Annotated in this window: 24 protein-coding genes; 2 read left to right on the top strand and 22 right to left on the bottom strand. The window is 60.3% G+C overall.

Going from position 1 to position 22,172, the window contains the following annotated elements; translation table 11 throughout:
• Positions 1-105: 105 nt before the first annotated feature.
• The 11 genes from DFR37_RS08185 to pdxR all read right to left on the bottom strand — a co-directional run bounded on the left by DFR37_RS08185 (position 106) and on the right by pdxR (position 11,323).
• Positions 106-435, bottom strand: coding sequence for a DUF192 domain-containing protein (locus DFR37_RS08185; protein ID WP_113932729.1), 330 nt, complete (start codon positions 433-435; stop codon positions 106-108).
• Entirely contained in the window at positions 429-1,316 is an 888-nt protein-coding gene (locus DFR37_RS08190) for a type II secretion system F family protein (protein ID WP_113932879.1), read from the bottom strand. The genes DFR37_RS08185 and DFR37_RS08190 overlap by 7 nt, the downstream gene beginning before the upstream one ends.
• An 18-nt stretch (positions 1,317-1,334) precedes the next feature.
• The gene (locus DFR37_RS08195) at positions 1,335-2,180 is read right to left on the bottom strand and encodes a type II secretion system F family protein (RefSeq protein WP_113932730.1); all 846 of its coding nucleotides are present in this window, start codon (positions 2,178-2,180) and stop codon (positions 1,335-1,337) included.
• Positions 2,181-3,965 carry a TadA family conjugal transfer-associated ATPase gene (locus DFR37_RS08200; protein WP_242341747.1) on the bottom strand — a complete coding sequence of 595 codons (1,785 nt, stop codon included), beginning with the start codon at positions 3,963-3,965 and terminating at the stop codon, positions 2,181-2,183.
• 16 nt (positions 3,966-3,981) lie between these two features.
• Complete coding sequence (locus DFR37_RS08205) at positions 3,982-5,397, bottom strand: type II and III secretion system protein family protein (RefSeq protein WP_113932732.1); 1,416 nt, start codon at positions 5,395-5,397, stop codon at positions 3,982-3,984.
• 3 nt (positions 5,398-5,400) lie between these two features.
• Positions 5,401-6,435 carry a Flp pilus assembly protein CpaB gene (gene cpaB, locus DFR37_RS08210; protein ID WP_113932733.1) on the bottom strand — a complete coding sequence of 345 codons (1,035 nt, stop codon included), beginning with the start codon at positions 6,433-6,435 and terminating at the stop codon, positions 5,401-5,403.
• A 23-nt stretch (positions 6,436-6,458) separates the two neighbouring features.
• A complete protein-coding gene (locus DFR37_RS23280; protein ID WP_242341746.1) occupies positions 6,459-7,190 on the bottom strand; it encodes a hypothetical protein in 732 nt (243 codons plus the stop codon).
• 15 nt (positions 7,191-7,205) lie between these two features.
• A complete protein-coding gene (locus DFR37_RS08220; protein WP_113932735.1) occupies positions 7,206-8,075 on the bottom strand; it encodes a type IV pilus modification PilV family protein in 870 nt (289 codons plus the stop codon).
• Positions 8,072-9,445: a hypothetical protein gene (locus DFR37_RS08225; protein ID WP_242341745.1), complete on the bottom strand. Its 1,374-nt coding sequence runs from the start codon at positions 9,443-9,445 to the stop codon at positions 8,072-8,074. The genes DFR37_RS08220 and DFR37_RS08225 overlap by 4 nt, the downstream gene beginning before the upstream one ends.
• Entirely contained in the window at positions 9,442-9,672 is a 231-nt protein-coding gene (locus tag DFR37_RS08230) for a hypothetical protein (protein WP_113932880.1), read from the bottom strand. The genes DFR37_RS08225 and DFR37_RS08230 overlap by 4 nt, the downstream gene beginning before the upstream one ends.
• Before the next feature lie 226 nt (positions 9,673-9,898).
• On the bottom strand, positions 9,899-11,323 hold the full coding sequence (gene pdxR, locus DFR37_RS08235) for a MocR-like pyridoxine biosynthesis transcription factor PdxR (protein ID WP_113932736.1): 1,425 nt from the start codon (positions 11,321-11,323) through the stop codon (positions 9,899-9,901).
• Positions 11,324-11,414: 91 nt separating this feature from the next.
• On the opposite strand from pdxR, the gene DFR37_RS08240 reads away from it, so the two are divergent.
• Both DFR37_RS08240 and DFR37_RS08245 read left to right on the top strand, forming a co-directional pair.
• Positions 11,415-11,846, top strand: coding sequence for a GNAT family N-acetyltransferase (locus DFR37_RS08240; RefSeq protein ID WP_113932737.1), 432 nt, complete (start codon positions 11,415-11,417; stop codon positions 11,844-11,846).
• A gap of 67 nt (positions 11,847-11,913) precedes the next feature.
• Positions 11,914-12,345, top strand: coding sequence for a carboxymuconolactone decarboxylase family protein (locus DFR37_RS08245; RefSeq protein ID WP_113932738.1), 432 nt, complete (start codon positions 11,914-11,916; stop codon positions 12,343-12,345).
• A gap of 102 nt (positions 12,346-12,447) precedes the next feature.
• Here the strand turns inward: DFR37_RS08245 and DFR37_RS08250 are convergent, their stop codons facing one another.
• The 11 genes from DFR37_RS08250 to DFR37_RS08300 form a co-directional block, all read right to left on the bottom strand.
• Positions 12,448-12,561 carry an entericidin A/B family lipoprotein gene (locus tag DFR37_RS08250; RefSeq protein ID WP_242341773.1) on the bottom strand — a complete coding sequence of 38 codons (114 nt, stop codon included), beginning with the start codon at positions 12,559-12,561 and terminating at the stop codon, positions 12,448-12,450.
• 220 nt (positions 12,562-12,781) lie between these two features.
• Positions 12,782-13,318 carry an inorganic diphosphatase gene (ppa, locus tag DFR37_RS08255; RefSeq protein WP_113932740.1) on the bottom strand — a complete coding sequence of 179 codons (537 nt, stop codon included), beginning with the start codon at positions 13,316-13,318 and terminating at the stop codon, positions 12,782-12,784.
• 33 nt (positions 13,319-13,351) lie between these two features.
• Positions 13,352-14,839: a heme biosynthesis HemY N-terminal domain-containing protein gene (locus tag DFR37_RS08260; protein ID WP_113932741.1), complete on the bottom strand. Its 1,488-nt coding sequence runs from the start codon at positions 14,837-14,839 to the stop codon at positions 13,352-13,354.
• A 3-nt stretch (positions 14,840-14,842) separates the two neighbouring features.
• On the bottom strand, positions 14,843-16,195 hold the full coding sequence (locus tag DFR37_RS08265) for a uroporphyrinogen-III C-methyltransferase (protein WP_113932742.1): 1,353 nt from the start codon (positions 16,193-16,195) through the stop codon (positions 14,843-14,845).
• 27 nt (positions 16,196-16,222) lie between these two features.
• Entirely contained in the window at positions 16,223-17,023 is an 801-nt protein-coding gene (locus DFR37_RS08270; protein ID WP_170139863.1) for a uroporphyrinogen-III synthase, read from the bottom strand.
• A 21-nt stretch (positions 17,024-17,044) separates the two neighbouring features.
• Positions 17,045-17,995 (bottom strand): hydroxymethylbilane synthase, encoded by a 951-nt coding sequence (gene hemC, locus DFR37_RS08275; protein WP_113932744.1) that lies wholly within the window; start codon positions 17,993-17,995, stop codon positions 17,045-17,047.
• Between the two features lie 5 nt (positions 17,996-18,000).
• A complete protein-coding gene (locus DFR37_RS23425) occupies positions 18,001-18,129 on the bottom strand; it encodes a hypothetical protein (RefSeq protein WP_276330270.1) in 129 nt (42 codons plus the stop codon).
• On the bottom strand, positions 18,116-18,835 hold the full coding sequence (locus DFR37_RS08280; protein WP_113932745.1) for a TerC family protein: 720 nt from the start codon (positions 18,833-18,835) through the stop codon (positions 18,116-18,118). Before DFR37_RS08280 ends, DFR37_RS23425 begins: the two co-directional genes overlap by 14 nt.
• A gap of 612 nt (positions 18,836-19,447) precedes the next feature.
• Positions 19,448-20,329, bottom strand: coding sequence for a succinate--CoA ligase subunit alpha (gene sucD / locus DFR37_RS08290; RefSeq protein WP_113932747.1), 882 nt, complete (start codon positions 20,327-20,329; stop codon positions 19,448-19,450).
• A 22-nt stretch (positions 20,330-20,351) separates the two neighbouring features.
• Entirely contained in the window at positions 20,352-21,512 is a 1,161-nt protein-coding gene (gene sucC / locus DFR37_RS08295; protein ID WP_113932748.1) for an ADP-forming succinate--CoA ligase subunit beta, read from the bottom strand.
• Between the two features lie 87 nt (positions 21,513-21,599).
• Positions 21,600-22,157, bottom strand: a complete 558-nt coding sequence (locus DFR37_RS08300) for a DUF2889 domain-containing protein (protein ID WP_113932881.1) — start codon at positions 22,155-22,157, stop codon at positions 21,600-21,602.
• Positions 22,158-22,172: the final 15 nt, after the last annotated feature.

A 22,172-nucleotide genomic window follows, 5' to 3' on the forward strand; every position in this document is an offset into this window, starting at 1 on the left:
TAGCAGTCGAATGCATGGATAGTTGATAAGGATGGTGACGCACTGCGCACAGCAGGCCGGGCCAATAAATTTGAGGCAACAGCGGCTAATGCGGCGTCTTTGAATTCATTCTACTAAAGCCTGGCGGATAGCGTTTGAATAATATGGATTGCCCATGCAATAGCCGCCGTGCAGTTCGACCACCGAACTTGCGCGCAGGCAGAAAGCCATTCGTCCAGGCCCCAGGCTTGCATGAACTTTCAACACGCGCAGTCCCGCGTCCAGGAATACGACGTCGATGTCATAGGCAAGCCCAAAGGTATGCACGGCGCGGCAAGGATACAACCACAGCCCTTGTTCCGGCGAGAGCCGCGGCCTGGCATGCAGGCCGAGCAAACGCGCCTTGAAGCTCAAGGCTCTATGCAGGCGCAGCGGCGCAAGCGCCACGCCTACCATTGTGCGCCCAAGAGCTTGACCGCCAACGGAAACCCGATGACCAGGAACGTGCAGGGAAATATGCAAACGACCATGGGAAACAGCATTTTCACGGGGGCTTCGAGCGCGAGTTTTTCGGCCCGCAGGAAGCGTTCGCTGCGGCGCTGTTCGGACTGGGCTCGCAGCAACGGGCCAAGGCTCATGCCCAACTGATCGGCCTGGCCCAATGCTGTGGCCAGTTGCTGCATGGCCGGCAAGCCGGTACGCTGCGCCATCTGACGCAGAGCATCCAGGCGAGGCATACCCGCCCGCATATCGGCCAGGGCGTGCCGCAGTTCGTGGCGCAGCGGCCCTTCAGGGCCATGCTGCGCGGCCTGCTGCAAAGCCCCTTGCAGATTCAACCCCGCCTCTACGCACAGTGTGGTCATATCCAGCAGGAATGGAAACTCTTTGAGCATCTGGCGTTGGCGCACCATACCCCGCTCGTGCAGCCAGCGCGCCGGCCACCACAGCCCTACCGGCCCCAAAGGCAAAGCATAAAGCAAGGCGGCAAACGGGGTTACGGAAAAATACAGCCATGCAATCAAGCCCGATCCTGCCACGAGCGCCAGGAAAACAAGCCACTGTATGGCAAAAATATGCTCGGGTTTGCACAGCATGTCCAGGCCAGCGATTTGTATGCGCCTTGCCAAGGACTGGCGCAAGCGCCACGACAAGAACGGCCCGCAGGCCTGGGCCAATGCACTGACCCATGGCCACACCAGCTTGAGCAGCCACCGGCCCGAGCCAGGGCCGGACAAGCGCTGAGACTCGGGCAAAGGCGCGGCCACCGGACGCGTCAGGACCTGCATGGTCAAGCACAGCGAAACCCCCGCCAACGCGCAACTTATCCAGAACAGCACGGCCCCCTCCTCCAGCATTCAAACTTGAATATTGACGATGCGGCGAATAAGAAAAACGCCTATCAATTCCAGGCCCGCCACGGTAGCCAGCACGCCCCAGCCCGCAGGCGTATGCCATAACAGCGCCATGGAACTGGGGTCCAGCCACTCCAGAGCCAAGGCCAGGAAAAACGGCAAAGCCGCCATGATCCAGGCCTGCAGCCGGCCCTGGGACGTCAAGGCGTGCACGCGGCCCAGCAAGTGCAAGCGCGCCCGCAAGGTCGTGGCAATGCGCTCCAGCGTTTCAGCCAAATTGCCGCCGCTTTGAAGCGCAATATTCAAGGCAGAGGCCAACAAGCCCATCCCTTCGCTGGGCATGCGCCGATACAGTTGTGCCAAAGCCTGCTCGAAAGGAACACCCATGCGCTGTTCGCGCAACATCAGGCCGAACTCTTGCGCCAGCGGCGCCGGCGATTGGACGACCAAATGACGCAGTCCCGACTGGATGCCGGAGCCTGCGCGCAGCGCGCCCGCCAGAGAGAGCAGCAGATCGGGCAACTGCTCGTCAAAGCGCGCCAGGCGCTTACGGCGCAAACGCCGAAGTATCAATCGCGGCGCACACAGCATGGCAACACCCACCAACAGTACAAGCCAGACGTTGCCGGTCAAGACGTAAAGCGCTGCGACCGACCCGCCGCATGACACCAAGTTGGCCGCCCAGAGCTGGCCAGGATCCAGAAACAGAAAGAACTCTTCCAGACGATCCCGGGCCTGCTGCTGAAAGCTTGACCGATACGAGCGAAAGGCGCGCACCAGCCAGCCTTGCGCCAGCCAGGCCAGCGCGCAAATCGCCACGGCAAGGGAGACAAGAACGAGCCAGATCATTCACGCCCCTTCTGCCGCAGAGGCCATGCTGAAAGCCGCCGCGGCATGGCACGGCGCATGGTTGGCGAAAAACAGCTCGCTGTTCAGCCCAGCATGATCCAGGCTGGCCTGAGAAAAACATTCGGGCACAATGCCGCAGCCGATAAAGGTGCCCGGCTGGCCTGCTTGGCCCGGCTGAAAGCGAAACAGCTCCTGAGTCTGGATGCGGCCGCTTTCCATGCCAGTGACTTCGACAATGGATGTAATCAGACGCCGGCCGTCGCTTAAGCGGGCCTGCTGCACCAGGATTTGAATACTGGCCGCAATATGTTCGCGTACCGCCGCCAATGGCAAGTCCATGCCGGCCATCAATATCAGAGTTTCAAGCCTGGACAGGGCATCGCGCGGGCTATTGGCATGCAGTGTCGTCAAGGAGCCTTCGTGCCCCGTGTTCATTGCGCCAAGCATGTCGAAAGTTTCCGCGCCCCGGCATTCGCCGATGACGATGCGGTCGGGCCGCATGCGCAAGGCGTTGCGCACCAAGTCGCGGATATCGATGCGTCCGCGGCCTTCAAGGTTCGGCGGCCGCGCCTCCAGGGTCACAAGGTTGTGGTGGCTCAGTCTGAGTTCAGCCGCGTCCTCGATGGTAACGACACGCTCGCCCGCCGGAATGCAGTTGGAAAGAATATTCAACAAGGTTGTCTTGCCGGATCCGGTGCCGCCCGAAACTATCATGTTCTTGCGTCCCACGACGCAGGCCCGCAGAAAGTCGCTCATGGGTGCGCTTAATGCGCCGACCTCGAGCAAGTCCGCCATTTGCAGCCGGCGCTGCGAGAACTTGCGAATAGTCAGGCTTGCGCCGCGCAATGCAATGGGCGGAATGATGGCATTGACGCGTGACCCGTCGCGCAAGCGCGCATCCACCATGGGAGAACTTTCGTCGATGCGGCGGCCCAATGGCGAAACTATACGTTCAATGACGCCCAATACGGCCTGCTCGCTGCTAAAAGCGGCATTATGGCGCCGCAACAGCCCGGCCGACTCGATGTAGATTTCGTCATGGCGATTGACCATGATCTCGCTGATTTGCGCATCTTCCAGCAAGGGCTCCAGCGGCCCGAGGCCCACGGCCTCGTTGACGACGTCTCGCAGCAAACCGCGCCTGTCGACGTTTTCTGGAATATCTCGGTCCAACTCGATGATGTCGGACAGCACGGCCGTGGCCTGCGCACGCAAGGCCGTGTCGCTCATGCTGGCGATATCCCGGCGGCGCAAATCCAGCGCATCCAGCAATGCCGCATGCAGGCGGCGCCTGTGCGGCAACAGAAGCAAACTGGTCAAATGAGCCGGCTCGATCGACGGGGTGTTTTCCGCCGAGCCATGTTCCTGCTGCGGCACGGATCGCGGACTGGATACAAACGTAGGCACAAGGCACTGTTCGCGCTTCGATTCAATGTCATCATGGGACTGCGCAGTGCTGGAGGCTGGTCCCAAGGCAACGGCAGCGCCGGACAAGACGGGAGTCGGTCGCAAAAGAATAAGACAAGGGCCAATGACGATCTCGTCGCCGGCCGACAAAGGCCCGTGGCGGGTTACGCGCCGGCCGTTGACCCAGGTACCGGCAAGCGATCCAAAGTCCTCGATGTAGGGGCCGTCTTCGCATTGCTCCAGGCGAGCATGGCGCCTGGCCACGCGCCAGCCCGATAGCCGCAAGCCGCTATGTTCGCCGCGCCCAATATCGCAAGGCAGCGGAACAGCTTGTATGCGCGTCGCGCCGCCCTCAAAACGCAATTCAAGTTCCAACACGGTTCGTCCTCCTTGATTATTCGCTGGCCTTCTTGCCGACGGTTTGCTGTGCGCCTGGCTCGGGGCCATGCCATTGAGAGCCCAGGCCCCGGTACGCGTTCCACCCCAAGGCCGGCGCGGATTCGATCGGTGGCGGCAATGCGGCGCGCGGACGCACCGGAACATTGATGAGGTCGTCCGCCTTGAATGTCGTACGCAGGATTTCATTGCCTTGCCTGACACGCTGCATCAGATCGGGATGATCGGGGGCCACAACGACCGGCGTCACGAAAATAGCCAGTTCAGTCTCGTTGTGCTGGAACCGAGTGGACTTGAATAGCTGGCCTAGAATCGGTATGTCGCCAAGAGCGGGCACTTTATTGACATTGCGCGACTCTTCGCGCGACAAGAACCCCGCCAGCACCAGTGTTTGCCCGGAACGGACATTGAATTCGGTCGAAGCCCGGCGCGTCTTGAGCGAGGGTCCGTTGGCGACGGATAAAGCGCTGTCTATGGCGCTGACCTCGACCTCGATGCGGGACCGTACCGCCCCATTGCGTTCTATCTGCGGCGTAATCCGCAACGACACCCCGTATGGCTTGAACACAGTGTTTGTCTTGCCGTTGGCGTCGGTGGTTGAATACGGTACTTCGCCGCCAGCCAGGAATTCAGCCGTGGCTCCGCTGCGCGCAAGCAACTGCGGCTGGGCCAGGACAACGGCCGACCCGGTTTGCGCCAGAGCGTCGATGCGTGCCGACAATAAAGCATTCACGCCGAAATAACCGGCCGCCGTTGCCGCGGGATACGATAGCGGCACAACCGCTTCGCCGGGCCTGTCGGACAATCGTTTGCTGCCGCCATCCCATGCCAGCCCAGCATTCAGGCCGCCAAGGGTTTCGCCGCCCCAGCGCACGCCCCACTCTTGCAACTGGGAACGCGGCACCTCCATGACCTGAACGTCCAGAAGCACCATGCTGTCCCAGCCTACTTGACTGGTGAAATCCAGCAACTGCGGGTAGCGCTTGCTGAGTGCTGCCACCCGGTCGCGGTCGCTGTCCGACAAGTCGTCGCCCTCCACCAGCAGTTTGTCGCCCACTACCGAGACCTTGGCATTGGGTATCCGCTCGAGCACGTGGCGCAACTCTTGTTGTATCTGCCTGGTGCCTTCCGGCGCCACCTCGATCTGGTAGAGATGCCTTTGGCCATTGGCCGACCACACTTGAACGGCGCTGGCGCCTTCATGGCGGGCAAACACTATGACTTCTTTCTCTTCTGTGGTCACGGCATTGAGCACATGGCCGTCGCCCACGGCAACACGCGCCACATCGGGTATGGCCAACACCTTGACCTCGCCCACCTGCATTTTGACAAGCACCTCTTGGCGCGCCTGCGCCGGAAGGCTGGCCAGTCCAAGCAAAACGCACAGAGCCGCGGCATAACGCAAGATATACATGCTTCAACGCTCCGCGGCCGAGTTGCCGGACACGCCACGAAACACAATGTTGGCTAGTTCTGGCGCACCGCCCGCCATTTCAGTAATGTCGTGGCCGCCGCTGTCATCTTGCACGACGGACGCCTGCCGCTGCGCATGCAGCCAGGCGCTCGTCAACTCAGGCCGGTAAGGAAGGTCGAAGACCCCATTGCGCGGCGCGGGCCTATCGGCGTCGGGGCGCAAGGCAGGCAAGCGCCGTGCCGCCTGGTTGCCGTAAATGACCGGTGCATTGTTTGGTTTTGCCGCTGCGGCTGGCAAGCCGGCATTCACCCCAAGCAGGCTGGCCAGATCGCCGCGCACCGCTTTCTGGTTGGGCCGATTGTCGTCGGGGCGCCGCAGCAATGCCGTTATTGTGCCGCTTTGCCTTGCCGCAACCAGCTTGATGGCATCTTCGGGCGATGTATCCAAAGTAACGGTAGAGTACGCTTGCGCACGAGCGCCGGACGATGACGCGCCCGACCGCGTCTGGGTGCCCGTTGCCAGCACCAGCACGCCTTGCAGCAAAGGCGCTGTCATGCGCCGGCGCTGATATTCGAAAGACACATAAAGATCGATCAGATCTCCTGGTTCAAGCAGGCCCGATACCGAATTGATGACGTCCACCGGCATGGTGATAGCCCTTCGCCCGCTGCCCAGTTGATCCGAGAACGGCGAGGCGCGCGCTTGCGCGGTATGTACCGGCAATATGGGATCGCCGGCGCGCAATGGCCCTACAAGAGTGTGTCCGACAAGGCTGGCAAAGCGCTCGGGAGCAATGCTGTCGCTGGGCACCAGGGCAGCCGGCATCTGGCGCACCGCAATATGTTCGGCGGCCAACTGAGTTCCGACAGGAAGATCGAACGCCGCCACCACGCGCTGCGCCATAGGTACTTTTGCCTCCTGCTCCAACTGCCGGATGCGGCCCTGTATATGTTGTTGCGCCGCCCAGGCCGCAAGCAGGCCTGCGGCCAGCGCGATAAGCAGCATGACGATAGAACGGCTTAAGGCAGGCAAGCGCATGGCTGCACCTTTATCAGAATAAATTATTCGACGTGATTCAAGAAAACGGCGCTGCCGGGCCCCAGCGGCAAGGACACCACAAGCAGGCGCGACGCCTTGCGGCGCCACACATCGGGCCCGGCGGCATTGGCAATCTGCGGTTCAATGCGCCATCCGCTGTTGCGCAGGTTCTGCTGAACATAAGCGGTAATCTGATCGATGGGCCACGAGGCGCCGTATATCTGTTGAACCATGCGGCGCCCGCCCACCACCGACTCCTGGCTGAAATCCAACCGTGCGTTGTGGGCCAGCCAAGGAAAGTGCATGGTGTCCGGATTTTGCGGCAACCCTTGCCGCCCTTCGATTTGCAGCATGGACACCCGGCCCCGCGATCCGCCGGGCGCAGACTGGACTTGCGCGACCCAATGCCACTGGGCTTGAACTCCCGAAAGCAGCACGCTGTCTTTGAACGCGATGACCCGTTGAAATCGGTCGGCATACTGCGCCAGGGATTGGGCCGCCTGAATAGCCGGAGCTTGCGAAGAGAACTCGCGCCAGTACGCTGGAATGCCGCGCAAATGTACCTCTTGCGTTTCCAGCCAGCGAAAACGCGATGTATCCATCTTGGAAAAATCGTTCATGGCCTCGATGCCGGCGCAAGCCGGCGCGGGCATCGACAAGATAGTGAGGAAGGCCGCCCACACCAAAGGCGCAAACTTATAGCCTGATGGGCGCTTGCCAGTCAGCCATGAGAACAAAGCCGATAATCGATACATTGCAACACTCCTTTGCTAACGAAGATGATGCTCGGGAATAATCTCGTGCCATGGACCAAGCCAATCGAACACCGGCTGCGGCCGCCGCCATGCGCCGTCCACCGCGTTCATGGCTGAAGAAATCTTTGCACCCAGGCCGTACGACACGTTGGCCGCGGCCGCCCAGGCCAGGTCGGACTGCGCCACTCGAACTTGAGTCCCGACATCGCTGGAAGCGTGGCCGGCATCCAGCAAAATTGCCGTATGCCGAACCAAAGGTAAGGGGTACGAGTCGAACTGAGCCAACTCCAGCCCCCCTGAGAGCCCCGCCCCAGGTTCATTCAATGCAGCATGGCTGGAAACAGCGGGCCGCCGCGCATTCACGCTGACAACGGCGGATGCGATGCCTGCATCTTCAAGCCGCCATTCCTGCCGTAGCGTCGTTGCAGCGGCATGGGACCCACCGGGCTGGGCTCCCGATGGCAGGCGCGCATCGCGCGTAATATCAAGCGCCACCTCGTTGCGTTCCGCGGCAAGAATGTCCCTTCCGCGCCGATCTTTCCATTGATGGCCGGGGCCGGAAAAGTAAGACTGTCTTATTGCCCCGATGGACGCATAGCCCCGATCGCGAGCCAGGGAAAATGCCGCGAACCGGCTGGCGTGGGAAGTCTGCAGCGCCATATCTTGAAAGCGCGCCAGCCACGTGATCCCCACCCAAAGCATAAGCAAAATCAACATGGCGACCAGGCCCTCAAGCAAAGCCTGCCCACCCTGGCGCCGCCTGGCCGCCATGCCTGCGCGACACCAGGCCGCGCTGCCACGCCGCAATGTCTCGACCACTGTGGTGCCGGCCCAGCAGGAGGACCGGGACACGGAAGCCCATCGCGGGATTTTTAAGTTCATCATGGCCGCGCGCCTGTCATGTTGCCCGCCGCCGCGCCCGCCTGCACCGGGCCGTGGCGGCCACCCGCAATGGAAGCGGAATCCAGCCGCGCCTGCCAATACGGGTGAAACAAATTGGCCAGTTCAGTGCGTTGGTCAAGCCTGCTTTCAGGACGTTCAAAAAACGTGGCGGCCGAGCTGCGCGTAACGACAGTCAGCCCCTCGGGCCCGGGGTGCTTCAGCTCCAACGAGAAACGCAACGACGTATTGGCCTGCGTGCCGGCATCGCCGGCAATGTCGAAATAAGCGGGCAGCCCTTGTCCCGCCCAGTAAGGGCGGCTGGCAACGGCACGCGAGTTTGCCAACGGATTCGCGTCGCCTGAAATAATGTCCCATTGCGTTGCATCCTGGACCCAGCGCCAAAAATCCTGAGCAGAAAAGTCGTCCGGCGGATTGTCTACGTGCGGCACACCCGCCGAAGACTGGCGATCGGGAGGAATCCAGCCCCAGCCCATTGGGTACTCTCGGTAATAGCAGCCTATCCAGCGGTTGGACCTCAAAGCGTGAAAAGACTGCGTATCCAGGGATTGCCAGCGCCCCGACGCATCCAGTTCGGTAGCGCCCCGCCGGCGCAGTTCGTGGCGCATCCACGGACATTCCGCGTGCACTACCCAGGGATTGCTTTGCGTGCCCTTGCGCGGCAGCAGAAATTCGTACATCTGCACGGACTGCTGGATGAAAGGCCGCAGCCATTGCTGGGCCAGGTAGCGCCGCAGATAGCCTTCCCAGTTGTCGTCCAGGACCGCAAGGTCGAACTTCGCGGATTCAGGATAATTCTGCTGCAGCACCGCCCGCACCGCGGCCATCCTGGCCTTGGGAAGGCCGTCGACGATCTCGTCCTGAACCGCGCCGAATACCTCGTGTACCACACGGTCATGCGCGGCATAGGCGTTGGCCAGGCTGCCATGCGTTGCAGCCAGTGCTTCAAACCCCGCAGCCGAACGCGCAGCCAAATAGGCCGCACCGTGCTCAGGCCCAAACAGCATGGAAATAAGATATGCGGGCGGATTACCAGCCGCAACCTGGCGCGCCTCGTGGCCGCCCAAGGCTGCCCATGAACCTAGCGTAACCAGATGGGCCATGGCTACCTGGTGCCCAACCTGGGCGCGATTAAGGTAGGACAGCATATTCAGCGCGCGCGCCTGCACCAGCGCCCCGCTGTACGCTGCCGCGTCCAGCGCATGCAATTGCCGCGCCTTGGCAGCCACCACCTGCCCGACGGCAAAATAGCGTATCAAGGCAATTGCCGCCAGGCCCGCCAGAATCATGCCCAACGCCAAGGCCTGGCCCTGTTGCCGGGATGCCAGACCCGCATGCGGCGCATAGGGCATCATTGCCCGCCCCCCGCATTGCCGGTGAACGATTTAAGGCTTTTGGCCGCGGCCTGGCCGGCCGCCGCCTCGGCTGCGGTCTGTGCCATGCGCGACTGCTCGGAACCGTCTTCGCCAGCCAGCTCTTTGGCCATGGCGGCCGTTTGCGAGCGAATGACCTGGCCGAAGGTCTGGTACACGGCAATGGCGGCAACAGCCACCAACGCCACGATAATTATGTACTCGGTCATCCCTTGACCGCGCTGTTTTATACAAGCCTTGTTCACCACCGCCTCCTGAAATAATTTTCATGGCACGAGGCTTGCAGTGTGAACCTGGCTCGACCGCCCAACAATTCGCAAATGCCGAGCTGGGCGAATTTGCGCCCGAATATTGGCGCCCAGATCAACGATTATTGGCGACGGCCCAAGATGTATTCGCATTGACTTTCATGTGCATGGCGGCAACAGCCTTGCCCTAATGCTTGGCCAGCACCGCTTCCAGGCGCCGAACCGATGCCATGGCTTCTTCAGCTGTTGCGAAGTTGGCGAACCCCATCAACAAGCCGCCCTGCGACGACTTGCCCAGCCGCCAGTCGCTCAAAGCCTGGACGGCTAGCCCCTGAGCCTGGGCGGCGGCGGCCACCGCTTTGTCCTTTTGACCGCCCTTCATCGTAGCCAACACGTGGATGCCGCCAGCCTGAGGCTGGACCTGCAAGCGCTTCCCTACCGTCTGCGCCAGTGCGTCGACCAGATAGCCGTGCCGCGTCTTATACAAGGTTCGCATCTTGCGCAAATGCCGGGCAAAGTGGCCCTGCTCCATGAAACTAGCCACGGCAGCTTGAGGCATTATGGAACCAGCCCCGGACAGGTGGTTTACCGTATCCCTGAACTTGCCGACTTGCGCCGTGGGCACAACCAAATAGGCCAGCCGCAAACCCGGGAACAGCACCTTGCTGAAGGTACCGGTGTAGAGCACGCGTTCATCACGGTCCAGGCTCTTCAATGCCGGCAAGGGCCTGCCTTGGTAGCGGAATTCGCTGTCGTAGTCGTCCTCCACGATCCAGGCCCCGCCAAGGCGGGCCCACTCAAGCAATTCCAGCCGCCGCTGCAATGATAATGCCGCTCCTGTCGGGCTTTGGTGCGTGGGAGTCACCACAACAAAACGCGCACGGGCGGCGCGTTGCCGGCCGATACCGACATCCAGGCCTTCTTCGTCCACCGGCACCGGTTCCAGGCGCATCCCCGCGCGCTGCAGGAACTGGCGGGCAAAGATGTAGCCGGGATCCTCGTACCAGCCCTGGTCGCCCTTTTGCAGCAACGTACGGTACACAAGCTCCAGCGCGCCCGTATAGCCGGCCGTCACGAACACCTGGTCCGGGGAACAGACAATGCCGCGCGAAACGCCCAGATAGGAGGCAATGGCGCGTCGCAAGGGCTCGTAGCCTGCCGGATCGGGATAATTCATGGCAGCGGCTTCCAAGCTGCGCAAGCTCCTTACCGCCAGCCGCGCCCAGGTCTTACGCGGGAACGCATCCAGCGCTGGCAAGCCAAGCTGAAACGGCAACGCTGCACCAGCCACGATTTGCGGACGCGACGAAGAATGGACCGCAGGCACGGCAAGCCGGACGGGACTTGGTTCGGCAAGGCTTCCCACCCCGGGGGACACGATGGTTCCGGCAGCGCCACGTGCCGTGAAATAGCCTTCGCCTGCCAGCATTTGGTATGCGACTTCGATTGTGCCGCGCGCCAGACCTAGTTCGCTGGCCAGACTGCGCACGGACGGCACCCGATCCCCCGGACGAAGCTTGCCGCTTGTAATGGCCTCCCGGTAGCGGCGATACAGTTGAAGATAGATCGGTGCATCCAGCTTTCGGCTCGGTTTCAACTGCTTCAGATCCATAAAACATGTCCCATTCATTTATGCAGTTCTTGCACCTATCAGCTAGGACATTATTCTCCTACAGTAACGGCTATGCAACAAGGACATCCATATGAGCACTTTTCAATTGCGCCCGGTCGACAGCGAGCAGGACTGCCGGGCCTGCTTCACTGTCATGCGCGAACTGCGCCCTCATCTGGCGGATGCCGATGCGTTCACCGCACAAGTGCGCCGTCAGGCCGCACAAGGATACCGCCTGCTGGCCGCTTGGCAGGACGAACAGATCAAGGGTCTGGCAGGCTATCGCGTCCAGGAGAACTTGGTGTATGGACGCTTCCTCTACGTCGATGACCTGGTGGCGGAGGCCGACGCTCGCCGTCAGGGACTGGGCGGCAAGCTGATCGACGCCATGCGCGAGCAAGCGCAGCGGCAAGGCTGTACATGCCTGGTTCTGGACACTGGCCTGGGGAATGCCCTGGGGCAACGCTTTTATTTCCGGCAAGGCCTGTTGGCCACGGCCATGCATTTCAGCCAGTCGCTATAGCCCCCAAGCGACCACCATGGCTGTATTCATCAACTCTTCTATCCACTATTACAGACAGGACAACTTCATGAGTACCCTGCGTTTATCCTACTGGACACTCTCGCCCGAGGCCTATCAAGGCTTCATCGCCACCAAAAAGGCCGTCGAAAAAAGCAGCCTTGGCAAGCAGTTGATCGATCTGGTTTGGCTGCGGATGTCACAGATCAACGGCTGCGCTTTCTGCCTGGAAATGCATACGAAGGCGCTGCGCGAAGGAGGCATGCCGGATGCCCAACTGGACGGCGTGGCAGGATGGCGCGTAAGCAGCCATTTCACGCCGCGCGAATGTGCCGCCTTGGCCTGGACGGAATCCCTGACACATGTGGATCAAACCCATGCGCCCGACGAAGAATTCGAGCCGCTCAAGATACACTTCAGCGACGTTGAAATTTCAGATCTATGCTTTGCCATTGCCTTGATGAGCGCATTCAATCGTTTGGCGATCGGGATGCGGCAATGACCGGAACAGCGTATAAGTAAAACACCCCAAGGCTCGAAAAGATGTTCAAGCTTTGGGGTGTCTTGGAACACAAGGCCGCGCCGCTGCGGCGCACTCTTGTGTTTACTTGGCCGATTTACTGATAGCGTTACCAGCGTTGGAAATGTCTTCGCCCGCACCAGCCACCGTATTGGCGCAGCCGGCCAACGCAATACAACCCGCCACCGCCAACATCATCAAGACTTTAATCCGCATACGAGCTCCTTTGTACTTTATGTAATATTGATTGATACCGCACATTTGAACTTGAAAACCGGGGCCGCAAAGCCCCATTTTTACTACGATTCAGTACTGCATAATTTACCGCAAAGATAGATCGCCAAGCTAGCGCGGAACCGATAAAGCGCCTGCTCTTGCGACGTACGCATTACCATGCGCCGCGCAAAAGCCGCCTACATCATTTATTGCTGTTTGCGTAACGCTCGGCGCTGGAGACGATTTCCTGGCGTGCGGCTTCAACGCCGTCCCAGCCTTTTACTTTTACCCATTTGCCCTTTTCCAGGTCTTTATAGTGTTCGAAAAAGTGCTGGATGCGGGCCAGCTCTTCAGCCGGGAAATCTTCGTGCGATTTAATGTGGCGGTACGGAGGGTAGAGTTTATCTACCGGCACGGCCAGCAACTTGGCATCGCCGCCGGCTTCATCGTCCATTTGCAGCACGCCAACGGCGCGACAGCGAATGACGGCGCCAACTTGAATGGGGAACGGCGCAGCAACCAGTACGTCGACGGGGTCGCCGTCGTCGGAAATGGTTTGGGGAATATAGCCGTAGTTGGCCGGGTAATGCATGGCGGTCAGCATGAAGCGGTCTACGAACACAGCGCCCGACTCTTTATCGACTTCGTACTTTACGGGGTCGGAGTTCATGGGGATTTCAATGACCACATTGAATTCGTCCGGCAATTTGGCGCCGGCAGGCACTCGGTCTAAGCTCATCGTGACAACCTTGAGGAAAGTTAATGAATTGAATTAGTCCCGGTCGCGCCCGTGGGGCCGATCGGAGGTTTGGGACAAATCGACGCCGGGAATGGGCGCGCTATCGAAGTATTCGTCAAATTCGGCATCGCTGCGCGGGGAAGCCACAGGCTCCATTCCCGGGAAGGCTTGCTGATTGGCGTCGGCCTCGCTATCGAAATAGTCGGCGGCGCTGGCGGCCATGGGAGCCGTTCTTTCGATAGGTTGGGCTTCTGCCATGGTCTCCACATCGATAAGGGTGGGGTCGCCACGGGTATCGGCGGCGGGCAGCAGATTACTGGTTTGCAGCACAGGCAGCACGCCGGCCACGCTGGAGGCCAGTCGCCAGTGCTTCATTGCGTCTTCTTTACGGCCCAGGCGGTCGTACAGGTTGCCCAGCAAAGCGTGAATACGCACATCGCTGCGAATCTTCATGCTGCGCAGCAAATAACGTTCGCCCGGTCCCCACAGCTGGCCTGTAAGGCACAAATTACCCAAGGCTGCCAGCAAGGCGGAATTATCGGGATGCGACTTAAGCCAGGTTTCGGCCTTGTTCAACCTGCGCGCCACCTGGTCGGGCGGACACTGCGAATAAGCATTGAGCAAGCGGGTGTCGGGCTTGACATTGAGCGCCGCCTCGAGAAGTCGGCCGGCCTCTTCGTGCCGCCCCGCATCGTCGTGCAATTGCGCGGCGGCCAGGGCGATATCGGGCAAGGTTTTTTCATCGGCACGCAAATCGTTCCAGATGATCTTGAATCCGTCCAGGCCCGCAGCGCGCAAACGTGCCGCAACCGAGACTTCAACCAACTGGACGGCTTCGGCCTTGTCGATGGCGCCGCGGCGCAACAGCAAACGCGTCAATTCGTATACGCGGTCGTAGTCGTGCAACTGCCGATATGCGCGCAGCAACAGGCGCGTGGCGTTCAGATGGCGCGAGCTGACCGTATGCAAAGGTTGCAGCAAGGCCAGGGCGTCTTGCGGACGGTTCTGGTCGAGATACATTTCAGCCGCCACGGTGGCGGCGGCTTCTTTAAGGCGCGGCTCGTTGCCGGCGGTGTTGCGCGCCACGGCAAGGGCTTCGTCGCGCCGGTCGTATTCGCCCAGATGATGCGCCGCCCTGGCCCTGGCCAAGCCGGCCAATACCTTGGTATTGGTGATGCGGGTCCGGTCCAGCAGTTTGGCCAAATCTTGTTCGGCTTCGGTGTAGCGGCCTTCAAGCACGTTGATCCAGCCGGTTTCAAGCAGCTCGTGGTCGCGCTTCTGGGCACGCAAGCCGCGCCAGGAACGGAAGCGCTCGGGGCCCGAAACAATCCAGGCAATGATGCGCAGCACGGCATACAGCGCGACGAAGGCCGCCAGCACCAGCAGCACCGCGAAGGCAAGAGACAGCTCGATACGCCAGGGCTGCGCAATAATGAGCACATTGCCGCTATGTTCACGCAACACCACGGCCAGGCCTACCGCCAATGCCAAGACAAACAAGGTCCAGAACCATGTCCTCATTGCTTATTCCTGTGTGGGGGCCGTCTGGCCGTTAAGCGTTTGCCCAGGCGCAGCCTGGGGCAACGAGACAGAGCCGTCGGCGTGGGCGGCACCGCCTTCCCGTGCCTGCGGATCTTCGGACCCAGGCGCGCCATTTTCCTGGGGCGCGACGTCCAGCGACGAAGGACTGCCGGCTTGATCGCCGGCTTTGGTATTGGCTTCGCGCACAGCGTCCAGGGCCTGCATGCTGTTATTGACTGTGGGCAGCTTTACCGCAATGGAGGTTGCGGCCAGTTGCGCAGCCAGTTTCTGGGCTTGTTGGGTCTGGACTGCCTTGGTGTCGAAATGCGAAGCCAAGGCCTTGACCAGCACCTGCATTTCAGAATTCCAGACGGAAGGCTGGCGCATCATAAGCGCCAACTGCGCCGTCATGACGCGCAAGCGCAGGTTTTCGCGCAGTTGCCCGGCCTGATCGGGCGACAGCAGCAAAGCCGATGAATCCTGCACACGGCGTACGCTAAGCAGGCTTCCAAGGTCGTGGCGAACCATGCTCCAGCCTTCGGCGACCCACTGGCGCGAAGCATCCAGGCTTCGGCGCCACCAGCTTGCGTTGGGATCCGCCGGTGTTGCAACAGTCGAGCCTTGCGCCATCAAGGCGGCGTCGCGCTCGGAAGTATCGACGCCAGGAGCCGCGTCGTCGGGAATCAACAGCGGCGCGCTGCCGACCAGCGCGCCAAGTTCGTCCAGCCGTGCCGACAGTTGGGCAACATCAATGGTGGACACGGCCCGCAGACGGTCGACGTCGCCATTGATGGCCTGCTGCAAGGCGGCCAGGCTTGGGCGATTGGCGCGTGCCAACTGTGCCTGCGCGGTTTCAAGCGCCACAATGGCGTTGCCCGCGTTGCCACTTAGCGTCAATTGCTGATTCGCGATCTGAACCAGATGGTCGATGTCGTTGATGAGTACCAGGTCCGAGCCCTTGTCGGTAAGCATCTGGAAGGCTTGTTCAAGGCTGTCGACTTGAGCTTGCGCATCGCTTTGCGAAGACTTCAGGGTGTCGACGCGCGCGCTTTGGCTTTGCGCCAGTTCCAGGGCCTGCTGTGCGGTGCTTGCGGCCTGGCGGGCCGTGGCTGCGCTGCTTTGCGCTTGTTCCAGCAAAGCAGTCTGCGCCTGCTTGAAAGTTTTTTGTTGATACCACACCGCCGCGGCCAAGGCTGCCGCAATCAATAGCAGCACGACAAAAGCAATGCCCAGTATGGGGCGGCGCTTGGCCTTGACGGCCGTTGACGAAGAGCTTGGCTTGGCAGCGGAGGCCTGCTTGTTTGCGGCAGCCGGCTTGTTGTCGGCCGGCTGGGTCTCGATTTTAGATTCTGTCATGGCGAGATTGTAATCCTTGGCGCCTTTCTATAGGGAAGCAAGCGCGATAAGAGCCTGAAAAATGGCTTTGTCTTCGGGCAAGCATACTTTTACCATTGGACGGGACTTCGCGTCCAAAACGGTGCCGAGCAAAGATTGTAAACGGCTGGCGATACGCTCGTGAATGACAACGAAGCGTGCGTTCCGCCAAAACTCCAGGCCGCCCAGGCTGGCGAGATTCTCGTTGAAAGCCTCGATGCCTTCCGAGCTGGTAAAAAGGCCGATCATGGGGCGGCCGCTTTCCAGGGCTGCCAGCAAAGCGGCCTGCTGACCCGACGGCCACATGGCCGGGCGCCGGCTGTAGACGGCATAGCGGCGCACCACGGCCCCGGTCCGTTCGAATTGTTCGCCCAGCCATTCGCGACCGCTTTCGCCCCGGACAATCAGCACCTTGTCAAACCGCCTGCCGGCGGCCCGCAGCATGGACCACAGTGTTTCAGAGTCCTGCGGCGCCTGCAGCGGCGGATGCACCAAACCGTCCTCGCGCAATATACCGGCATCGAGCAAGGGCTTCGCGCTGGCCTGCCCCACCGTGGCGGCCAATACCTCGGGCGGCCACGATGCCGCGGCAAACCGGCTTAGCTGTTGAAGATAAAGCGCAGCGGCGTTCGCACTGACGAAAACCACCAGGTCATAGTCTTGCGGCATCGGGAACTGCGCCGCGTCGACGGGCAATGACTGTATTTCCAGGGCGGGCAGTTCAAGCACCGGCATGCCGCGACCGCGCAAGCAAGCCGCCAAGGATTCATTGCGGCCACGCGGTCGGGTCAACACGACCAAAGGGCTCATGGCTGGCTCAGGCATGTCAGCCTAAGATTCAGGGGTATTTGCCGCGCCGAGCTTGGCCAAAATGGCGGTGGCCCCGTTATCGAGCAACTCTTTGGCTACGCCTTCGCCCAATTGGCGGGCGGCGGAAACAGGACCCGAAGCTTGGGCCCGCAAAATCAAGGACCCATCTGGCTCGGCCACCAGGGCGCGAATCTGCAGTTCGGAACCGCTTATCGTCGCGTAAGCCGCCAGCGGGACCTGACACGATCCGCCCAGGACACGCGAGACGGCGCGTTCGGCCAAGGTGCACGCGGCAGCGTCGGCATTGCCCAAGGGCGCCAGCCATTCGTGCATGTCGCTGCGCGTAAGCAGCACCTCAATGCCCAATGCGCCCTGTCCCGCCGCCGGCAGGCTTTGTTCGACGGGGATATAAGCGCGGATACGTTCGGACAGACCCAGGCGGCCAAGGCCTGCGGCAGCCAGGATAATGGCGGCATACTCTTTGCGGTCGAGCTTGGCCAGCCGCGTATCCAGATTGCCGCGCAGCGGCTCGACCTGCAATTGTGGATAAAGCGTTCGAATCTGCGCTTCGCGGCGCAAGCTGGAAGTACCCACCACCGCACCGGCGGGCAATTGTTCAAGCGAGTCGAAGTCGTTGGACACAAAAGCGTCGCGGGGATCTTCGCGTTCCAGGATCACAGCCAGCGAAAAAGGGTCCTGCAAGTCGACGGGCACATCTTTAAGCGAATGCACGGCAAGGTCGGCCCGGCCATCGAGCAGCGCGGTTTCAAGTTCTTTGACGAACAGGCCTTTGCCGCCCACTTTGGACAGGCTGCGATCCAGGATCTGATCGCCGCGCGTCGTCATGGTCAGCAGGCTGACATCGCAGGCCGGGAACAAGGCCTTGAGGCGATCGCGCACATGTTCGGCTTGCCACAAAGCCAGCCGGCTGGCACGCGTAGCGATAACCAGCCTGGTTGGTACAGTAGACATACTTCTTATCCGATGAACTGATTAAGAACGACTGCGGCAATAATGCCCAGCATGGCCAGGATGAACAGGCCTTTAAGCAAAGACATGCCCTTGTCCCCGTGTTTCTCGGGATCGGAAGATTTAAACAGACTCATTGACGGCCCTTTTGCTGGCTATTTTGCGAGCGGCAAACCACTTGCCCAGTACAACAACAAGTATGGCTCCTATCGCTTCAACCGCCAGTTTAACCGGTTGCGATACTTCGCCGAGTTGATTCACGACAACAACATCGGTAACCAGCATGCCGCCGGCGATCCAGCCCAGTAAAGCCGCGCCAAGAGTGACCACAATCGGAAAGCGGTCGATAAGCTTCAAGACTACGGTGCTGCCCCAGATAATAATGGGGACGCTAAGCAGCAGGCCGAATATGACATAGCCCATCTGGTGATCGGCAATTGTGTTTTGCGCAGCCCCTGCAATGGCTATGACGTTATCCAGGCTCATCACAAAATCGGCAATGAGTATGGTCTTGACGGCCGCCCAAATAGAGCCGGCGCCTTTGATATTGTCGTGATGATCGTCGTCCGGCATAAGCAGCTTCACGCCTATCCAGAGCAGCAGCAGTGCGCCCACGACCTTCAAGAACGGAATTGCCAGCAAAGTCAGCGCGAAAGCGATAAGAATCACGCGCAGGAAAATGGCCCCGGCCGTACCCCAGAGTATGCCCTGCATGCGCTGCTTGTGTTCCAGGTTGCGGCAAGCCAGGGCAATCACCACGGCATTGTCGCCGCCCAATAGAATGTCGATCATGATGATCTGGAATAGCGCGCCCCAATGAAGCGTTTCAATAAACTCTAGCATCTATGTTCCCATAGCCTTTGTTATGACGCCTGCCAGACAGATTTGGACCCCACATCCAAACAAGCCAAGCCGGACTGTTGTGTACAGAAAATGGCCGCCCCCGCGGGCAGCATGTTCCGGATGAATCTTGGGCACCATACGTGGCATTGCCTTCGCCACTTTGCCGGTCCCAAGCGCCCTGCTCAAAGCCGGATCAGTAATTATAGTGAATCCCTTCGCCGCAATCAGCCATGCTTAAAAAAAAAGCCCCCACGCTTCACCGCTGCGCGGTTCGCTGCCCCCCGAGGGGGCGCTTTTTATCTTGGGGCGGCCCGGCGATAAAAAAAAGCCCCCACGCTTCACCGCTGCGCGGTTCGCTGCCCCCCGAGGGGCGCTTTTTATCTTGGGGCGGCCCGGCGATAAAAAAGAGCCCCCACGCTTCACCGCTGCGCGGTTCGCTGCCCCCCGAGGGGGCGCTTTTTATCTTGGGGCGGCCCGGCGATAAAAAAGAGCCCCCACGCTTCACCGCTGCGCGGTTCGCTGCCCCCCGAGGGGGCGCTTTTTATCTTGGGGCGGCCCGGCGATAAAAAAAAAGCCCGATTGCTCGGGCTTTTTTTACATCTTCACACGTATTTACAGAACAGACTTGAGCAGTTTGCCCATTTCCGAAGGATCGCGTGTGGTGCGGATTCCGCAAGCTTCCATGACTTCAAGCTTGGCGTCAGCCGTATCGGCGCCGCCGGAGATAAGCGCACCGGCATGGCCCATGCGCTTGCCGGCCGGAGCGGTTACGCCGGCGATGAAGCCGACAACGGGCTTCTTCATGTTGTCTTTCGCCCACTCGGCCGCATTGACTTCGTCAGGGCCGCCGATTTCACCGATCATGACGACGGCATCGGTTTCAGGATCGTCGTTGAACAGCTTGAGCACGTCGATGTGCTTGAGGCCGTTGAGGGGATCGCCGCCGATACCCACGGCGCTGGACTGGCCCAGGCCGAGTTCGGTAAGTTGTGCGACCGCTTCGTAGGTAAGCGTGCCCGAACGGCTGACCACGCCAATACGGCCCTTGCGGGAAATATGGCCGGGCATGATGCCGATTTTCAGTTCATCAGGCGTAATCAAACCGGGGCAGTTGGGGCCCAGCAGCAAGGTTTTCTTGTTTTGGTCGCGCATGCGGTTGCGCACTTCCAGCATGTCGCGCACAGGAATGCCTTCGGTAATGCAGATAACCAGGTCCAGGTCGGCCTCGACCGCTTCCCAGATGGCAGCCGCCGCGCCTGCTGGCGGAACGTAGATGACCGAAACGGTGGCGCCGGTCTGGGCCTTGGCGTCTTTGACGCTGCCGAAAATAGGCACGCCTTCGAAGTTTTCGCCGGCTTTCTTGGGATGCACGCCTGCGACGAACGCATTCTTGCCGTTCCCGTATTCGCGGCACATATGTGTATGGAACTGACCGGTCTTGCCGGTAATTCCCTGGGTAATGACTTTAGTGTCTTTGTTGATCAGAATCGACATTTACAAATCCTCGGCAATATTCTTATTTCGCGGCGGCTACGACTTTAGTCGCGGCTTCGGCCATGGTGTCAGCGCTGATGATGGGCAGGCCCGACTCGGCCAGCAATTTCTTGCCCAGCTCTTCGTTGGTGCCTTTCATGCGCACGACCAGCGGCACGCTAAGGTTAACGGCCTTGCATGCGGCGATAACGCCTTCGGCAATAACATCGCAGCGCATGATGCCGCCGAAGATATTGACCAGGATGGCCTTGACGCCTTCGTTCTTGAGCATGATCTTGAACGCTTCGGTGACTTTCTCGGCAGTAGCGCCGCCGCCAACGTCCAGGAAGTTGGCCGGCTCGCCGCCGAACAGCTTGATGGTGTCCATGGTGGCCATGGCCAGGCCGGCGCCATTGACCAGGCAACCGATATTGCCGTCAAGCTGGATGTAGGCCAGATCGAACTTGCTGGCTTCGACTTCAGCGGGATCTTCTTCGTCCAGGTCGCGGTATTCCAAGATCTTGGGGTGGCGGAACAAAGCGTTGGTGTCGAAGTTGAACTTGGCGTCCAGGGCAATGACGTTGCCCTTGCTGTCGCGGTTCAGCGGGTTGATTTCGACCAGCGATGCATCGGTTTCCATGTAGCAGTTGTACAGCTTCTGGAATATATCCACGGTCTGGGCTGTTGAGTCGGCGGGCATGCCGATGGCGTCGGCCACCTTCTTGCCTTGCTCGGCGGTCAGGCCAACCAGCGGGTCGATGTATTCGGTAATGATCTTCTCGGGCGAGGAGTGAGCCACTTCCTCGATGTCCATGCCGCCTTCGCTCGATGCGATCAGGGCGATTTTCTGAGTGGCGCGATCAGTGACCAGCGACACATAGTATTCCTTCTGGATGTCGGCACCGTCTTCGATATACAGGCGGCGCACTTTTTGCCCGGCCGGACCGGTTTGGTGCGTAACCAGTTGCATGCCCAGGATCTCGGACGATAACTGGCGAACCTCATCCAACGAACGGGCCAGCTTGACGCCGCCGCCCTTGCCACGGCCGCCGGCATGGATCTGAGCCTTGACAACCCAAACGGGGCCACCCAGCTTTTCAGCCGCGGCAACAGCCTCGTCTACGGAAAAAGCAGGAATTCCGCGGGGCACCGTAACGCCAAATTGCTTCAGCAGTTCCTTGCCTTGATACTCGTGAATTTTCATTTGTTACCTGTCAGAACGTAAAGGATGATAAAAATATGATTTGGTGAATAACAGAGCCGGCCCCTGCAAAGCCCACGCAAGGCTTGGTCAACTTCGGCCCGTATACCATTTTGGATAGAACTCTTTTGCCACTTCGCCGTCCAGACGCAAAGCGTGGCAGCCTTCAAGCTGGAATGGACGCTTGTTCTCCAGCCCTTCGTCGCGCTGCTTGCGCGCCCTGCCCGCACGCGACTGAATCGCCACGGTCGGCAATAAAGACGACAACTCGGTCATATGGGTACAGCCCGCTGTGCGGCCGAACCTTTCTTTGACCGCATTGCGAAAACCGCGCAGCAAATTCATGCCGACCAATTCCTGGTAGTCGGGTGCGATGGCGGCGCAATGCTGCTTGTATGGCGCGACATCGTAGGCGGCAACCGCGGCCGTGATCGTGAATTCGTCGTCGATGGTGACCCGCAACTGCATAAGATGCACGGGTGAACCGGCCGGGTGCAGGTCGCCGCTATGCTTGGAGAAGTCATAGGATTTGACGTCGACCAATTCGGCTTCAAGATCCCATTGGCCGTCTTCCCGCTCGAACGCCTCTACGCGCACTGTGCGCGTATGCATGTGTTTGCGGGCGATATCTGGCGGTGGCAAGGACATAAAAGCTATAACTTG

The sequence above is a fragment of the Eoetvoesiella caeni genome, from assembly GCF_003315175.1.
GTDB lineage: Bacteria > Pseudomonadota > Gammaproteobacteria > Burkholderiales > Burkholderiaceae_B > Eoetvoesia > Eoetvoesia caeni.

Bases quoted from the DNA above. Each gene is read 5' to 3' on its own strand.
- DFR37_RS08245 (WP_113932738.1), top strand. From the start codon at position 11,914: ATGAGTACCCTGCGTTTATCCTACTGGACACTCTCGCCCGAGGCCTAT.
- pdxR (WP_113932736.1), bottom strand. From the start codon at position 11,323: ATGGATCTGAAGCAGTTGAAACCGAGCCGAAAGCTGGATGCACCGATC.
- DFR37_RS08260 (WP_113932741.1), bottom strand. From the start codon at position 14,839: ATGAGGACATGGTTCTGGACCTTGTTTGTCTTGGCATTGGCGGTAGGC.
- DFR37_RS23280 (WP_242341746.1), bottom strand. From the start codon at position 7,190: ATGTATCGATTATCGGCTTTGTTCTCATGGCTGACTGGCAAGCGCCCA.
- DFR37_RS08195 (WP_113932730.1), bottom strand. From the start codon at position 2,180: ATGATCTGGCTCGTTCTTGTCTCCCTTGCCGTGGCGATTTGCGCGCTG.
- sucD (WP_113932747.1), bottom strand. From the start codon at position 20,329: ATGTCGATTCTGATCAACAAAGACACTAAAGTCATTACCCAGGGAATT.
- DFR37_RS08250 (WP_242341773.1), bottom strand. From the start codon at position 12,561: ATGATGTTGGCGGTGGCGGGTTGTATTGCGTTGGCCGGCTGCGCCAAT.
- DFR37_RS08220 (WP_113932735.1), bottom strand. From the start codon at position 8,075: ATGATGAACTTAAAAATCCCGCGATGGGCTTCCGTGTCCCGGTCCTCC.
- hemC (WP_113932744.1), bottom strand. From the start codon at position 17,995: ATGTCTACTGTACCAACCAGGCTGGTTATCGCTACGCGTGCCAGCCGG.
- DFR37_RS08185 (WP_113932729.1), bottom strand. From the start codon at position 435: ATGGTAGGCGTGGCGCTTGCGCCGCTGCGCCTGCATAGAGCCTTGAGC.
- DFR37_RS08205 (WP_113932732.1), bottom strand. From the start codon at position 5,397: ATGTATATCTTGCGTTATGCCGCGGCTCTGTGCGTTTTGCTTGGACTG.
- DFR37_RS08265 (WP_113932742.1), bottom strand. From the start codon at position 16,195: ATGACAGAATCTAAAATCGAGACCCAGCCGGCCGACAACAAGCCGGCT.
- DFR37_RS23425 (WP_276330270.1), bottom strand. From the start codon at position 18,129: ATGAGTCTGTTTAAATCTTCCGATCCCGAGAAACACGGGGACAAGGGC.
- DFR37_RS08225 (WP_242341745.1), bottom strand. From the start codon at position 9,445: ATGATGCCCTATGCGCCGCATGCGGGTCTGGCATCCCGGCAACAGGGC.
- sucC (WP_113932748.1), bottom strand. From the start codon at position 21,512: ATGAAAATTCACGAGTATCAAGGCAAGGAACTGCTGAAGCAATTTGGC.
- DFR37_RS08280 (WP_113932745.1), bottom strand. From the start codon at position 18,835: ATGCTAGAGTTTATTGAAACGCTTCATTGGGGCGCGCTATTCCAGATC.
- ppa (WP_113932740.1), bottom strand. From the start codon at position 13,318: ATGAGCTTAGACCGAGTGCCTGCCGGCGCCAAATTGCCGGACGAATTC.
- DFR37_RS08230 (WP_113932880.1), bottom strand. From the start codon at position 9,672: ATGACCGAGTACATAATTATCGTGGCGTTGGTGGCTGTTGCCGCCATT.
- DFR37_RS08240 (WP_113932737.1), top strand. From the start codon at position 11,415: ATGAGCACTTTTCAATTGCGCCCGGTCGACAGCGAGCAGGACTGCCGG.
- DFR37_RS08300 (WP_113932881.1), bottom strand. From the start codon at position 22,157: ATGTCCTTGCCACCGCCAGATATCGCCCGCAAACACATGCATACGCGC.
- cpaB (WP_113932733.1), bottom strand. From the start codon at position 6,435: ATGCGCTTGCCTGCCTTAAGCCGTTCTATCGTCATGCTGCTTATCGCG.
- DFR37_RS08270 (WP_170139863.1), bottom strand. From the start codon at position 17,023: ATGAGCCCTTTGGTCGTGTTGACCCGACCGCGTGGCCGCAATGAATCC.